Origin of the sequence: Lentzea jiangxiensis, assembly GCF_900104175.1 — a bacterium.
GTDB lineage: Bacteria > Actinomycetota > Actinomycetes > Mycobacteriales > Pseudonocardiaceae > Lentzea > Lentzea jiangxiensis.
This window is the reverse complement of sequence record NZ_FNIX01000004.1, coordinates 86,513-100,791: the sequence shown is the minus strand read 5'-3', so window position 1 is coordinate 100,791 and position 14,279 is coordinate 86,513. Positions and strand designations below refer to the sequence as shown.

Genomic DNA, 14,279 nt, shown 5'->3' with positions numbered 1-14,279 from the left:
GGGCGACGTCCTCGTCGTGCGGCAGCACGGCGAGGACATCCGGGTGCTTGCGCCTAAGCGGCGTAGAAGGCGCTTATCTCGATCCGGCCACCGGAACACACCGGACCCAGGGTCCACGCCACGCTGAGCGGCGCCGTCTCGTTGGGCGGGATGGCCGAGGCCTTCGACGGCTCGGGCTGGCACGGGCCCTCCAGGGGTTCGCCGCCCGCGGGCACGACGTTCCAGTGCAGGTTCGCCGCCGCCTTGGCACCTGGCGCGAGCGTCGTCGGGGAAGGCCCCGGATCGGCCTTGCGCTCCAGCTTGGTCGGCACCACGCCGGAGGCGTTCTCCAGCTGGAAACCGCTGTAGCCGTTCAACGTGCACGGCTCCGTACCGGAGTTCGTGACGATGAACCTGCCGTACCTGTTGCCCGCACCGGCGTCGGTCGGGGCGACCTCGCCCTTGAGCGTGGTCGAGTCGCAGCGCTTCACGGCCTGGCCGGCCGCTCCCGGGCTGTCCGAAGCCGGAGCGGACGACAGATCGGTCGATGACGGCGTGGACGACGACGTGGACGACGACGCGGACGACGTGGACGACGTGGACGACGCAGTCGGCAGCGTCTGCGCGGCGTTTTCCGGCGTTCTGGTCCCACAGGCCGTAACGGAAGCGAGCGCCAGCAGTCCGCAAGCGATCAACCGTCGTGTCATGGTTGCACCTCCTACCACTGGAGGATGTGCCCAATTACCAACAAGCCCACACAACGTGCCGGAAATTCACCGGATCTGGTGGACGTCCCAGCCGTCGGGCAGCTCGGCCATGCCCTTCACCGCGGCGGTCCAGATGTACGTCCAGGCGATCCGCCCGTCCGGCAGCACGACCCGCACGCGCCGGTAGTCGTCGCCCTCGTACTCGTCGAGCTGCGGTAACGCGAGCTCGGGCGACCGCAGCCGCAGCACGAAGCCGGGCACGCCGAGACCGGCGCCGGGACGCAGGGCCGGGTAACCGAGCCCCGTGTCGAACAGCGTGCCGGGCAGGTGGGTCACCTCGGACTCCACGACGTGCGGCTCCATCAGCTGCCAGGCGCTCGCGCCGGGCTGGAGCGTCCCGTAGACGAACAGCAGTTCGGGCCAGTCGTCCGCGGACGGCTCCCCGTACACCTCGGTCACGTCCAGGCCGTCGGTCATCGCGGGCCTCTCACCCAGCACACGCGCGCCTCTTTGCGAGACGTCCGCGCACCGGACCATACGGCCGTTGAAGAGCACGGGCATCCGCTTCTTGGAGCCCGCCGTGTACGCCAGAACGCTGTCGATGACGCCACCGTTGTAAAGCACCACACGCCCCGTGTGCACGCGCACGAGCCGATACCGCAGCCCGCGCCCCTCGCACCGGTCCAGCACCCTCAGCTGCTCGGGCGTCGCGAACCAGATGGAGTGCTCCTCGGTGACGCCGGGCGCCCCGGCGAGCGTGGCCGGCCGCTGCCCGTCCCGCATGCGCAGCCCGGCGGCCCAGACAGCAGAAAGGCCCTCGCACCGTGCGCGGAGCACGACAGCGGGGCCTTCGAGACCGAGCTCCTCGCGGAGCCAGGTGAGCTTGCTGGGATTGGCGTTCGACCCGTAACCGAGGACCGGCATCCGGGCGGCCAGCGGGGGCTCACCGTGGTTTGCGAGCCATTGGTCCAGATCGATGTCCTCCGGCTCCACACGCCATCCCGACTCCATCGTGAGGTCCGGTCGCACTGGCCAGCCCGTTTCATCGACGTGGACGAAACAGTGGTCTGGACGAGTGCCCGGATAGGGCTCCGCCGGATGGCTGTCGTCGGTGAACGGTTGGGCCATTGGTCCATTGTGCCAGTTCAAGGCCTCCGAATGCGCCCCCTGATCGTGACCCATCCGATGATCCACTGCTCTGACCAGGGAGGTGTGAGAACGTTCACTTCGCAAACGGGTGACCGACCCGATGTCTGAGCTGCCGTTCTCCAATGAACCTCAGGACGCGTCATAGCGCCGCTGCGCCTGGCTGACCTCCGGCTGGTTGGCCTCGATCCACTGGGCGAGCGCCACCAGGTGACGGGCGGCCCCCTGGCCGAGCGGCGTCAACGCGTACTCGACGTGCGGCGGGATGATCGGCTTCACGTCCCGGAGCACGAACCCGTCCCGCTCCAGCGTCCGCAACGTCTGCGTGAGCATTTTCTCGCTGACCACGTCCTCCAGCTCGCGCCGCAGCGCGCTGAACCGCCACGACCCGCCGTCGGACAACACCTGCAGCACCAGCACACCCCACTTGCTTGTGATGTGCTCCATGATCGCCCGCTCCGGACACATGGTGACCTGCATGCTCACCTCCGAGTAAGTACCCGACTCCAAAGTGGGTACTTACCAAAGGTTAGCGCTTTCTCCATGCTTCCGCTCATGACGATCCTCATCACCGGCGCCACCGGCCAGCTCGGCAACGCAGTGGTCCGCTACGTCCTCGACCGCACGAACGAGCAGGTCATCGTCTCCGTGCGCGACCCGGAGAAGTTCACGCTCGACGGCGTGGAGGTCCGCCAGGGCGACTTCGAGAAGCCCGAGACCCTCGACTTCCGCGGCGCGGACAAGCTCCTGGTCGTGTCCGGCGAGGCCCCCGACACCGAGACCCGCATCCAGCAGCACGACAACGCCGTCGCCAAGGCCGTCGAAGCCGGCGTGGGCCACATCCTCTACACCAGCCTGACCGACGCGGACACCTCCACCGTCGGCGTGGCCGCGGTCCACAAGGCGACCGAGGAAGCCATCCGCGCCACCGGCATCCCGTACACCTTCCTGCGCAACGGCATGTACCACGAGAACTACCTCGGCGCCCTCTCCGCCGACACCGTCGCCGTCTCCACGAAGGACGGCCGCATCGCGAGCGCGGCCCGCGACGACTACGCCCTCGCCGCCGCCGTCGCCCTCACCACCGAGGGCCACGAGAACCAGACCTACGAGCTCACCGGCTCGACCTCGTGGTCGTTCCCCGAACTGGCCGGCGACCGCTTCCGCGACGTGAGCGACGACGACCTCGTCGCAGCTGGCCTGCCCCCGATCGTCGTCGACTTCTTCAAGGCGATCCGCGAGGGCGTCTTCGCCGAGGTGCGCCCGGACCTGGAGAAGCTGATCGGCCGCCCGTCCCGGCCGATCGCGATCTGACCCACGCGCTGCGCCTTCCCGTGGTCGCCCTCGCAAGGCGACCACCGGGGCGAGTTCGCCGCCAGCCGCGCGAACGCCCTCGCAACGCGACCCGGCCAACCAACGCAACCAGCCCGCTGGAACCGGCACCGGACAAACCCAAACCCGCACCCCGGCGAAGCCCACCAGATCCCTCAGTTGAACTCCGGATGCGCCTCCGGATGCGCGTCCCACCACTTGCGGTACTCCGGATTCCGGTCCAACACGGACCGATAAGCCTCAGCAGCACAGGCGAACACCTCGTGCGCCCGCCCGGCCACCGGCGAATCCCTCCTGGTGGCCACGAAGAAGTCCGTCATCAACGGCATCCCCCGCAGCCGCCGGATCACGATGCCCTCCCCGGTCCGCGAGGGCGCCGCCGCGAACGACACGCACCCGCCGGCGACGAGCCCCCTGGCCATGCTCGCCTCACCCGTGTGGTGCGTCAGCCGGGGCACGAACCCGGCGTCCGCGCAGACCTGGAACAGCTGCGTCCGCGAGCCGATGTGCGGTTTGGGCGGCGTCACCCAGTCGCGGTCCGCGAGCTGTCCGAGCTCCACTTCCTCCTGCGACGCCAGCGGGTCCGTCTCCGACAGGGCCACGAACGCGGGCTCGGTCACGAGCTTGCGCAGCTCGATGCCGGCGAGGTCGCGGGCGTGCATCCCGTCGAAGAACTCGAACAGCGCGACGTGGACCTGTCCGGCCTCCAGCATGTCCACGATCTCCGCCGACGAGGGCCGCACCTCCGCGCGGACGTCGGAGTTGAGCTCCCGGAGCCCTTCGACGAGCCGGGCGAAGTACAGGACCGGGATGCAGCCGAAGATCAGCGGTCCGCGGCGGTCCGCGGCGGGGGTGGTGCTCATCAGCTGGGCCATCTCGTCGAGCACCAGGCGTGCGGTGCCCAGCACTCGGCGGCCGAGGTCCGTGGGGACGCAACCGTTGCGCGTCCGGTCGAACAGCTGGCCGCCGACGAGTCTCTCGACGGTGCGCAGCTGGGCCGACAGCGCCGGTTGGGTGAGTCCCAGGCGCGTCGCGGCCCTGGTGACACTGCCTTCTTCGGCGATGGTCCGTACCGCGCGGAGGTGGCGCAGCTCCAGCTCGGGCATAAAGACCTTGTATCCCCCTTCTGAATGCGCCGCCACCCTTCGATCGGGGCATAGTGACTTCGATCGATCTTCCGGCCCGGCGCTTGCGGCAGCGCCAACGGGTCCGGTGCGGGAGGGTGCACCCCTCGGTTCGACGCTGCTGCCGCGCACCCTGCGCTCCGCGGCAGTAGCGTCGAACACATGGCGGTGAAGGACTCTCCCACGAGTTGGGTGCAAGAGCACATCCGGAAGTACGTCGAGACCGACGGCGCGGAGGGCCACGAGTGGCGGCCCGGCGTGCACACGCTGCTGCTGACCACCAAGGGGCGCAAGAGCGGCGAGCTGCGGCGCACCGCGCTCATCTACCAGCCCGACGGTGACGGGTACGTGGTGGTCGCCTCGCACGGTGGCGCGCCCGCGCACCCGTCCTGGTACCTCAACGTCACCGAGGACCCGGTGGTCCACGTGCAGGTCGCGGCGGACAAGTTCCAGGCGCGTGCCCGCACCGCCGGCCCCGCCGAGCGGGACCGGCTGTGGAAGCTCATGACCGAGGTCTGGCCGGACTACGACGAGTACCAGGGCAAGACCGACCGCGAGATCCCGATCGTGGTGCTGGAGCGCGTCAAGGGATGAGGACGGCGGCACCGGTGACGGTGACCCGCCGGTCCTCGCGGGTGGCGTCGACCTCCAGCCGCGACGGCCTGCCCATGTCCTCGCCCTGGCTGATCACGAACCGCTGCGGTCCCTCGAGGTCGCGCAGGTAGCCGCCGAACGCCGCGGCGGCCGCCCCGGTCGCCGCGTCCTCGACCACGCCGCCGACCGGGAACGGGTCGCGGGCGTGCACGAGGCCGGCCGGCTCGCGCCAGAACAGGTGCACGGTCGTGAGGTCGTGCTCCAGCATCAGGTCGCGCAACGCGTCGAAGTCGTAGTCGAGGGCGGCCAGCTGCTCGCGGTCCCGCAGCGGCACGATCAGGTGCCGCGCCCCGCCGAACCCGACGTGCACCGGCCCGGAGCCGACCTCCTCGTACCCCAACGCCTCCAAGGCCGCGGTGACCAGCTCCGGAGCGGCCTCGGACGTGCTGGTCGGCACGCTGGTCAGCGACGCCGTGCCGCCGGAGGTCTCGATGGCGATCTCACCGGCGGGCGTGTGGAACGTCAGCGTCCCGTCCCCGATCCGCTCCGCCAGCGCGACGGACGTGGCGATCGTGGCGTGCCCGCAGAACGGCACCTCGGCCTTCGGGCTGAAGTACCGGACGTCGAACACGCGCTCTTCGGACCGCGGCAGCACGAACGCCGTCTCCGAGTAACCCACTTTCGCGGCGATGGCGAGCATCTCCTCGTCGGTGAGGTCGCTCGCGTCGAGCACCACTCCGGCCGGGTTGCCGCCCGCCGGGTCCTTCGTGAACGCGCTGTAGCGCAGTACCCCGGTGTCGTTCATACCCCGTTGCAACGCGTAGTGGTGCTCCACTCTTCCGCCGCTGCACCTGCTGGTGAAGTAGGTCAGCCCGGCCTTCTCGAGCACGCGCCCGGACGCGACGTTGTCCGCCTGGTGGCCCGCGACGACCCGGTCGGCGATGGCGAGGGCCTTGTCCCGCAGCTCCGCGGCGACGCGGGTGGCGACCCCGCGGCCCCAGTGCGCCGGGTCGATCCAGTAGCCGATCTCGATCTGCCCCAGGTCGCCGTCGAGCATCTGCGCCAGCCCGATCACCACGCCGTCCTCGACGACGGCGTGCAAGCCGAAGCCGTGTTCCTCCCAGTGCTTCAACGCCTGCGCGTGGCGTTCGCCCACGTAGTCCGGCGTCCACGGCATGCCGTTGCCGACGTGGGCGGTCATGCGGGGATCGGACGCCCACCGCAGCATGTAGCCGAAGTGCTCGTTCTGCCACGGCACGAGTTCCATGCGGACCATCGTGCCTCAGCCGAACCGGGGGAGTAGCCCCTCGCACGTGCGGACCACGACCTGGGCGGCCCTGCGGTGGTCGTTCGGCGCGTGGACGTCGAGGGCCTGCGCCTGCCAGCGGACCAGCGCGTCGAGCAGCGCTTCCCGCAGCTCCCCGGCGTCGGCCTCGTACTCGAATCCCAGCCGTACGGCCGGAGCCGTGCCCTCCGCGCCGACGAGCCGCAGCGCCTCGCCCTGCAGGTCGGCGGGCAGCTTCGTGCGCCCGGACTGCAGCGCCGCGACGAGCCGCAGCTCGCGGAAGTCGTGCGCGGAGGCGACGACCCGTTCGAGGTCGGTCACGAGCTTGCGGGCCTGCTGCCGCGGTTCCACCCGCAGCAGGACGTCGAGCGCGAGCAACGCCGATCGGGCCTTGAGGACCTCGCGGCGCTCGGTGAAGTGGATCGCGATCGAGTCGCGCAGCTCCCCGAGCCCGCTGCGCTGCACCAGCTGCCCGGTGAGCTTCACCTGCGAGTCGAAGCCCTGCCGGATCAGCGCGGTGATCAGCCGGACGCCGAAGATCCCGAACCGCTCCAGCAACGCCTGGCGCACAGCGGGTTCCATCGTCAGCGGGAACTGCTCGCCGACGAACCTGTCCGCCGACAGCAGGTGGTCCTCGAGCTCCTCGCGGCCGAGCGAGGACAGCACCCGCAGGGCGGCGAACTCGTCCTCCCGCACCGTCCTCGCGGCCACCGCCAACAGCCCGGCGACCGAGACCACGTTCTGGCACAACGGTTGCACGGCCACGTCACGGCGGTAGCGGCGCGCGATCTGCTTGGCCGACGACAGCGCGTCGATCCGCCCGGCGCCGATCTCGTCGGCACGGGCGAGCACCGCGACCGTGTGCACGGCGGCGTTGCGGGCGATGGGGTGGTCGTTGGCGGACCGCAGGAACCTCAGGTCCTCGTCCTGCACGTGCCGCATCAGGTACAGCAACGCGTCCGCGTCCCCGAGCACCTGCTCCGGCGTGGCCTCGGCCGGGGTGTCGAACAGCACGACGTCCCGCAGCGACCGCGCAGGCCACTCGACGACGACCCGGTCGGCGCGGTCGACCTGGCCGGTCTCCACGTGGTTGCGGCTGCCCCGCCTGCCGATCGTGACCTCGTGCGGCCTGCCCGGGCCGGAGAACACGTGCGCCCGCGGCTCGGTAGCGCCCCGGTACCAGACGAACGAGCTCTGCGGCGTGAACTCGTCGCCGATCAACGCGTTGACCACGGTGGACTTGCCGATCCTCGACCGGCCGGCCACCGCGATCCGCACGGGTTCGGTGTAGCGCTCGGCGTGCGAGCGCAGCCAGGCCGTGGCGCGCGGGCTGTCCCGGTAGACCGCCATCGCTTCCTGCAGCATCGACCAGACGACTCGGTCCAGCGTCACGCGGTGAGCTCCATCGCGGGACCTCCGAGTGCCTGCACCCTCTTGTAGAGCGTGACGAGCTTGTCGAGCTCCTTGCGGCCTTCCCGCATCCTGCGCTCGCGTTCGGTCTGGTCGTCCTGCACCGCGCGCTTGGCGCTGCGGGCCGACTCCAGCAACGTCTCCTGCAGCTCCTCGGCGAGCGTGCTGAAGTGGTTGCGGAGCGTTCGCTGGATGTGGCGGCCGGAGTCGCGGACGTCCTTGGAGAACTTCATGAAGAAGTCGTCCACGTGCCGTTGCGCGGCGGCCTTCGCGGCCGCCTGGCGGCGCTTCAGCCGTTGGTCGCTCTCGTCCAGAATGGACTTCCCGCCGAAGAGGGCACCGGCGCCGAGCGAGATCACGTTGATCAGCGGCATGCCTGCGAGCGACGTGACCAGACCGAACATCAGCACACCGCCGTAGGAGCCGCGCAGACCCGTGAAGAGCTTCTGCGGCACCGAGAACGGCTCGATCTTCGGCTTCTCCAGCTTGCTCGCCGGCTCGAGCAGGTCGTCCGGCAGCACCGAACCGGGGATCAGGTCCTCCCGGTAGACGGGGAAGTTCCTGGCGACCTTCGCGGCCACCCACTCCGCGCGTTCCATCAGCCAGGCGAAGTTCGTGGTGGCGGCCTCGTTGAGGTTGTCCTCGAGCCACTGCTCGAACTTGTCCCAGCCGATCGCGGGGTCGGCCTCGTCGTAGGTCTTGTCGACCTCGCGCAGGATCTTGCGGGTCCTGTCGCGCAGGTCGTACTCGACGTCGGAGATCAGGTCGGCCATCTCGTCGTTGAGCACGTTCTGCCAGCGCGCGGACCGGCGCCGCAGCTCGTCGACCCGTCGCTGGGCCTCCTGCAGCGTCGAGATCGTGGCGACGGTGTGCGACGAGTCGTGGGCCGTCAGCTCCTCGCGCAACGGCGTGACCAGCTGCGTGATCGCGCTCGACGCGACGACGGCGACGGCGCGGCGGGCCAGCAGGTCGGCGCTCGCCACGATGTCGCGCTGCACGCACGCCAGCAGGTCGGGGAAGCCGGACTCCGCGTTGAGCCGCTGGTCACCGGTCTTCGCCGCGCGCAGCCGCAGCGCGGACGACACGGGGATGAGCTTCGCGGGAACGCCGGCGCGGGCGAGCAGGGCCCTGTTGCGCTCGACGACGGCACGCCAGCTCGGCACGAGGTCGATCTTCGTGACGACCACCGTGACGTTCGGGCAGGCCTCCATGACCTTCTTGAGCAGCGTCATCTCCGCGGACGTCAGCTCACCGGTCGCGTCGGACACGAGCAGCACGGCGTCGGCCTGCATCAGCGTCGCGAACGTGCTGGCGGTGTGCGCGGAGCGGGTGTCGCCGACGCCGGGGGTGTCGATCAGGACCAGGCCGCTGTCGAGCAGGGCCCGCGGGATGCCGATCTCGGCCCGCACGACGTGCTTCGACTGCGCGCTGGCCTGTTTCGTCACCTGGTCGATGGGCACGGCGATGCGCTCGGTCGGGGTGTGGAAGATCGAGCCGCCCGCGGACGCGTTGCGGACCAGCGCCGCCGACGGCGTGTCGGCGTGCTGGACGAAGGTCGGCACAGTCGTCGTGATGTCGTCGCCCACCGCGCAGACGGGGGCGTTGAGCAACGCGTTGACGAGCTGGCTCTTGCCTTGTTTGGACTCGCCGACGACGAGGACGCGCAACTTGGGATCCAGTTGCTGTGCCCGCTTCTCGCGCAGCCGGGCCTCCAGATCGGGCCGCCGGTGCGTGACGCAGGCCCCGATCGTCTCGTCGAGCACGTCGAGCCAGGGCGGTGCCATCACCTGACTCATAGTGCCGTGTTCACCCCCTTGGGTGAAAGCCTCGAACGGGAGACCGGTCCTGTTCTATCAGGACCGGGCAGTTCGGAGGGGCGGTGACGTTCCTCACCGCGTGAGCCGGTCGGACGGTGCCTCGGAGACGCCGAACCGGCCCTGTCCAGGTGGGACAGGGCCGGTCCGCGGTGGGAGGGTGGCTCAGCCGAGCAGGCCGCCGAGGTCGAGGGCGTCGCCCACGACCGGGACGTTGTGCGTCACGTCGGTGACGGTGCCGAGCACGTTGCCGACACCCGCGTCGCCGACCAGGCCGGTCGCGGTGCTGCCGATTCCGGTGACCGTGCCGACCACGCCGGTCGCGGTGTGCGAGACGGTCGCGACGGTCTCGGTGGACTGCGCGGTGAAGGTGCCGTCGGCCAGGTCGCCCAGGCCGGAGACGTCGAGAACGCCCAGGTTGGCGTCGCCGCCACCGAGCACGCCGAGGGCGTCGTGGGCGAGGCCCGTCACGCCGTCGAGGTGGCCGAGGGCGCCGTCGACACCGGGAACGGTCGAGGTGACGCCCGCGAGCGGCGCGTCGACCGTCGCGGTGGCGGTGTCGGCCACGTCCAGCACGGTGCCGGTGAGCGGCGACGTGGTCTGGTCGAGGACGCTCGTCACGTCGCCGATGGCGGAGAAGTCGCCGTCGAGACCGATGTTGGTCGAGGTGTACTCGCCCAGGGTCTTGTTCGCGACGATCAGGTTGAGGCCGTCCGCGTCCGCCGCCAGCACGCCGGCCGACGAGGTGTGCAGGTCGCTCAGGCTGAGGCCCGACGAGGTCAGCTGAGACGCGACCGCCTGCAGCTGGCTGATGGCGCCGAGCGGACCGTCCGAGAGGAGGTCGTCAGTGGGCAGGGCCAGGTCCACCCCGTCGATGGCGGGCAGGCCAGCGGGGGTGGCGGGCAGCAGGTCGATCACCAGCGGGATGACCTCCTGCACGTCGAGGGCCGTGATGTCCGCCAGACCGGCCTGCTCCAAGGTGCCCTGGGCGTCGTTCGCGAACGCGTCCTTGAGGGCCGGGTCGCTGAGCAGGTTGAGCACGAAGTCGTGGAGCGTGCTGGGCTGGGTCATCTGAAGGGACTCCATGGTTGAGGCACGGATCGGTCGGGGTGTGCGGCTGAAAGCTATGAGAGCCCGGCCTCCCCTGCATCGGGGATCACGCCCAGTGAATCCCCGTTCCCCGATGGGGTGACGCTCGTTGACCCCCTAGGGGATTAGGGGCATCACTTGAGTGCCTCTTCTTCACCCGTGTAGGTACTGGTCGCTGCTGCGAACAGGTGAGGGAGAAACTTGGCGTACGTACTCGGAGTCGATGTCGGGACCACCCGGACGACGGCTGCCGTGTGCCGCCTCGACGGGACCTGGGATGCCGAGATCGCGCTGGTGGTGCCGTCGTTGCTGCAGCTCACGGACGCGGGCACGTTCACGGTCGGTGAGCTCGGCGCTCCCGGCTGGACGGCCTTCGGCTTCGCCCGCAGGGCCGGTGACGCGGTGCCGTTCTCGCTGGGACCGGAGACGTGCCCGGCCGAGGAGCTCACCGCGTTGATGATCATGTGGGTCATCGGCGAGGTGGTCGCCCGGGAGGGTGAACAGCCTCGTCACGTGGCAGTGAGCCACCCCGCCGGGTGGGGCCCCTATCGCCGCGGACAGCTCCACGGGGCTTTGCGGGCGGTCGGCGTGCACGACGTGACGCTCGTGCCGGAGCCGTTGGCGGCCGCCGAGAACCACGCCGTGCGCGCCCGTGTGCTGCCCGACGCTTCGTTGGCGGTGTTCTCGCTGGGCAGCCACGCGTTCTCCGCGTCGGTCGTCCGGCGTGCGCAGAACCGGACGTTCGAGCTGCTCAACCACGTCGAGGGCGTCGACCACCACACCGGTGCCGACTTCGACGACCTGCTGGGCGCGCTGGTGCGCGGCAGGCTCGGCAAGGACGGACGCGTGTCGGCCGTCGAGTGCGAGGCGGCCAAGCGGGCGTTCGGGCAGTCGGTGGTGGTGAGCGGTGTCGAGATCACCCGCGACGAGTTCGTCGAGGAGGTCCGGCCGTCCGTCGACCACCTGGTCGGCACCTTCGTCCGCGCGGTCGGCCCGGTGCAGCCCGACGCGGTGCTGCTCGTCGGCGGTGCCTGCCGGATGGCCGTGGTCGGCGACGCGCTGTCGGCCGCGGTCGACTGCCGGGTGCTGGCCGAGGCGGCGCCGGAGCACTCGGTCGCCAAGGGCCTCGCGGTCGCCGCCCGCCTGGTCCTGCTGGGGCCCGAGGCCGAACCGGAACCGCTCGACACCTCGGTCCTGCTGCACACCCGCGAACAGTCGCTGCGCTTCCCCGTCGGCGAGGTCCCGGCCCCGGACGACGACGAGTTCACCGCGCCACCGCCCCGCCCGCCGGTGGACGTGTCCCCGCTGGAGCTGCCGCCGCGCCGGGTCAAGCGCGTGGCGAGCGTGCTGAAGCCGGCCGGACGCCGGTCCAGTTCCCGATCCCGAGACGATGATGAGGACGGCCGTTGAGCGTGACCACGCGAGCCAGGTTGGTGCTGGACACCTCCGTGCGAGGAGTCCTCGACCGGATCAACGACGCCACCGCGGACACCCGCCTGCGCGTCGTCGTCGCGGCGCCTGGCGGTTACGGCAAGACAGCGTTTCTGTCGGAGATCACCAACACCGCCGTGCGCGTCGTCGACGACGCGCACCTGCTGGACGACGCCACCCTGCGCGAACTCGCCGCCGAGCCGCTGCTGGCGGTGGCCTACCGCCCCTGGCCGCGCCGCGCCGTGCTGGCCGAGCTGACCCGCGGCGCCGTGGTCGTGCCGCTGGCGCCGTTCACCCGCGAGCAGGTCCGCGACCTCCTGCACGCGCCCAAGCCGGTCGTGGACTTCGTGCACGCGCAGACCGGTGGCGTGCCCGCGCTGGTGGAACGGCTCGGCGCCGCCACCGAGGTCTCGCCGGAGGTGCTGAGCACGTTCCGCGGCGAGCTCGACTGGCTGGACCCCGACCTGCACAAGTTCCTGCTGGCCGCCGAGGCCGGGGCCGCGCAGCGCCTCGACCTGCTGTCGGCGTTGCTGGACAAGGACTTCGACGAGGTCAGCGACATCATCGAGGCCGCCCGCGCCACCGGCATGCTGGCCGAGGACGGCACCCTGCTGCCCCTCGCGCACCGGGCTGTCGGTGCTCTCGCGCGTGCCGAGCGGCGGATCGCCGTGCGTCAGAAGCTGGCCCAGCTGCAGATGGACCGCGGCGGACCGGTTCTCGAGCTGGTGCGGCCGTTGCTGGACACCGGCATCGGCGGGCCGGTGTTCGCCGCCGCGGCCCGGGAGGCCCTGTCGTCGGACCCCGCGCTGGCCGCTCGGCTGTTCCACGCCTCCACCGGCGGTGGAACGCCCTCCGCCGAGACCGCTGCCTCGTGGGCCACCGCCTCCGCGATGGCCGGTGACCTGGACGCGGCTCTGCGCCTCGCCGACCAGGTGATCAGTTCATCCGACACCCCGCAGCGCCGGACCGCCGCCGAGGTCGCCGCGGTGGCTCTGGCGCACCGCGGCCAGTTGGCCCGCAGCACCGAGCTGTTCCGGTGGGCGGCCACTCCCTATGCGGCAGCGTTCGCCGGCATCGGGTTGATCGGAACAGGGCACCTGTTCGAGGAGACGCCACCTCAGCCTCCGACGATGCTCGGTGGAGCGGCGTCCCTGATGCTGCAGGGCGTCCGGCAGTCGGTGGTCGGGGCCGAGACCGCCGCACTGTCCACTTTGGTCCGCGCCTCGTCGATGCTCGAACCCGCCGGCGGCGCGGTGCTGCTGCCGGACAGCCCGGCAGCGCTGGCGGCGCTGGTGGCGGTGCACTGCGGTGAGCCGAACATGGCCGAGTCCGTGCTGGACCGCGCTGTGGAGACCGGCACCGGTGGCGTGCTGATGTCCGTGCGGCACCGGTTGTTGCAGGCCTGGTTGCAGATGTCGCGCGGCAACCTGGCTGTGGCTCGTGAGACCTTGATGTCCGTCCGGGGTGCTTTCGAGCCGCGTGACTGGATCTTCGCTGTGGCGCTCGAGGTCGGGGTGGCTCGGCGCAACAGCGACCTGGCCACCCTGCGCCGCACCTGGGAACAGGCTTGTGAGGCTGTTCTGCGGCATCCGGTGGACCTGTTCAGCCTGCTGCCGCTGGGGGAGTTCGCGGCGGCTGCCGCCCGGTTGCGCGACCAGGAGCGGCTGGCGCCCCACCTGGCGCAGGCTTCCGCGTTGCTGAAGTCCCTGGGAAACCCGCCGTTGTGGGCCGCGCAGTTCCACTGGAGCCTGCTGCACTCGGCGATCATCGACGAGAACACCGCCGTCGCCGAGGAGCACGCGGCCGCGCTGGGGGAGTTCCGGGAACGGTCGAGGTACTGCTCGATCCTGTCCGCCGCCGCCGAGTGCTGGCTGGACGTGGTGGCGGGGAAGGTGGATCCGGACCGGGTCGAGGCCGCGGCGCGCAGCCTGCACGCGGTCGGGCTCTGGTGGGACGCCTCGCGGCTGGCCGGTCAGGCCGCGATCCGGACCTCCGACCGGCAGGCGATGGTCCGGCTGCTCGACTGCGCCCGGTTGTTGCAGGGGCGGCCGGTGTCCGCTCGCCGGGCTGCCGAGGCCGTGGCCGTCGACGTCGTCGAGGACGCCGGGAAGCTGAGCGACCGGGAGCGGGAGGTGGCCCGGCTGGTCGTCGAGGGTATGACCTATCGGCAGGTGGGGGACCGGTTGTTCATCTCCGCCAAGACTGTCGAGCACCACATGGCACGGATGCGGCAGCGGCTGGGATCCACCTCCCGGTCGGACCTGCTGGCTCAGCTGCGGCACATCCTGGGGGCTTGAGGGGGCCACCGGCGGTGTGCCGCCTCGCCGCTCGGCACCCCGCACCTGCGTTGCTGATCACCGCTCGTCGT

The 14,279-nt window shown here is 70.8% G+C and carries 12 protein-coding genes; 4 read left to right on the top strand and 8 right to left on the bottom strand.

Translation table 11 applies throughout. The features are described from left to right. Positions 1-53: 53 nt before the first annotated feature. The 3 genes from BLQ91_RS14415 to BLQ91_RS14405 form a co-directional block, all read right to left on the bottom strand. Complete coding sequence (locus tag BLQ91_RS14415; protein WP_090097346.1) at positions 54-686, bottom strand: DUF4232 domain-containing protein; 633 nt, start codon at positions 684-686, stop codon at positions 54-56. Positions 687-752: 66 nt separating this feature from the next. Further along, positions 753-1,697 carry a gamma-glutamylcyclotransferase gene (locus BLQ91_RS14410; protein WP_245733422.1) on the bottom strand — a complete coding sequence of 315 codons (945 nt, stop codon included), beginning with the start codon at positions 1,695-1,697 and terminating at the stop codon, positions 753-755. Between the two features lie 267 nt (positions 1,698-1,964). After that, positions 1,965-2,279, bottom strand: coding sequence for a winged helix-turn-helix transcriptional regulator (locus tag BLQ91_RS14405; protein WP_245733421.1), 315 nt, complete (start codon positions 2,277-2,279; stop codon positions 1,965-1,967). Positions 2,280-2,387: 108 nt separating this feature from the next. Between BLQ91_RS14405 and BLQ91_RS14400 the strand changes: the two genes are divergently transcribed. Further along, positions 2,388-3,146, top strand: coding sequence for an SDR family oxidoreductase (locus BLQ91_RS14400; RefSeq protein ID WP_090097344.1), 759 nt, complete (start codon positions 2,388-2,390; stop codon positions 3,144-3,146). Between the two features lie 173 nt (positions 3,147-3,319). Here the strand turns inward: BLQ91_RS14400 and BLQ91_RS14395 are convergent, their stop codons facing one another. Continuing rightward, positions 3,320-4,270 carry a LysR family transcriptional regulator gene (locus tag BLQ91_RS14395; protein WP_090097343.1) on the bottom strand — a complete coding sequence of 317 codons (951 nt, stop codon included), beginning with the start codon at positions 4,268-4,270 and terminating at the stop codon, positions 3,320-3,322. Between the two features lie 180 nt (positions 4,271-4,450). Between BLQ91_RS14395 and BLQ91_RS14390 the strand changes: the two genes are divergently transcribed. Continuing rightward, positions 4,451-4,882 carry a nitroreductase family deazaflavin-dependent oxidoreductase gene (locus BLQ91_RS14390; protein ID WP_090097342.1) on the top strand — a complete coding sequence of 144 codons (432 nt, stop codon included), beginning with the start codon at positions 4,451-4,453 and terminating at the stop codon, positions 4,880-4,882. On the opposite strand, the gene BLQ91_RS43610 is transcribed toward BLQ91_RS14390, so the two are convergent. The 4 genes from BLQ91_RS43610 to BLQ91_RS14370 all read right to left on the bottom strand — a co-directional run bounded on the left by BLQ91_RS43610 (position 4,872) and on the right by BLQ91_RS14370 (position 10,462). Continuing rightward, a complete protein-coding gene (locus BLQ91_RS43610) occupies positions 4,872-6,149 on the bottom strand; it encodes a PhzF family phenazine biosynthesis isomerase (RefSeq protein ID WP_176959749.1) in 1,278 nt (425 codons plus the stop codon). The genes BLQ91_RS14390 and BLQ91_RS43610 overlap by 11 nt on opposite strands. A gap of 15 nt (positions 6,150-6,164) precedes the next feature. Further along, positions 6,165-7,559, bottom strand: coding sequence for a P-loop NTPase family protein (locus tag BLQ91_RS14380; RefSeq protein ID WP_090097340.1), 1,395 nt, complete (start codon positions 7,557-7,559; stop codon positions 6,165-6,167). Then, the gene (locus BLQ91_RS14375; protein WP_090097339.1) at positions 7,556-9,361 is read right to left on the bottom strand and encodes a dynamin family protein; all 1,806 of its coding nucleotides are present in this window, start codon (positions 9,359-9,361) and stop codon (positions 7,556-7,558) included. Before BLQ91_RS14375 ends, BLQ91_RS14380 begins: the two co-directional genes overlap by 4 nt. Before the next feature lie 195 nt (positions 9,362-9,556). Beyond that, the gene (locus BLQ91_RS14370) at positions 9,557-10,462 is read right to left on the bottom strand and encodes an IniB N-terminal domain-containing protein (RefSeq protein WP_090097338.1); all 906 of its coding nucleotides are present in this window, start codon (positions 10,460-10,462) and stop codon (positions 9,557-9,559) included. 219 nt (positions 10,463-10,681) lie between these two features. Between BLQ91_RS14370 and BLQ91_RS14365 the strand changes: the two genes are divergently transcribed. Together BLQ91_RS14365 and BLQ91_RS14360 are read left to right on the top strand one after the other, a co-directional pair. Further along, complete coding sequence (locus tag BLQ91_RS14365; protein ID WP_143022650.1) at positions 10,682-11,890, top strand: Hsp70 family protein; 1,209 nt, start codon at positions 10,682-10,684, stop codon at positions 11,888-11,890. Between the two features lie 2 nt (positions 11,891-11,892). Continuing rightward, complete coding sequence (locus tag BLQ91_RS14360) at positions 11,893-14,208, top strand: helix-turn-helix transcriptional regulator (RefSeq protein ID WP_090097336.1); 2,316 nt, start codon at positions 11,893-11,895, stop codon at positions 14,206-14,208. The last annotated feature ends 71 nt before the right edge of the window (positions 14,209-14,279 follow it).